Annotated in this window: 1 protein-coding gene; it reads right to left on the minus strand. The window is 61.2% G+C overall.

Annotation, left to right across the window (positions count from 1 at the left end; translation table 11 throughout):
• Nucleotides 1-289 (minus strand): immunoglobulin-like domain-containing protein (locus G7009_RS27395; RefSeq protein ID WP_181133389.1); only part of this gene is annotated, 289 nt, incomplete at both ends.

Consider the following 289-nt stretch of genomic DNA (forward strand, 5'->3'; position numbering starts at 1 on the left):
CGCCCTGGGCATCGGTGCGGTAGGTGGCTTCGGTCTGGCCCGCGGCGATCAGGACCTTGTCACCATTGGTCAGGGTGACGGTGAGGTCACGGTCCAGGACCTGGTTGACGCGCACGGTGAAGACCGGTTGCTGGGCTTCGGTGACGTTGCCATTGCTGACAATGCTGACCAAAACCTGGTCGCCGCCATTTGGCGTACCTGGAGTCCCTGGATTGTTCGGCGTACCGGTTTCGTCAGTGACGACTGTGTTGGTGCTGCCAGCAGTGATCAGGTTCTCGAAGACCGCATC

The organism is Pseudomonas capeferrum (assembly GCF_013523055.1).
In the GTDB taxonomy this organism is placed as follows: domain Bacteria; phylum Pseudomonadota; class Gammaproteobacteria; order Pseudomonadales; family Pseudomonadaceae; genus Aquipseudomonas; species Aquipseudomonas capeferrum_A.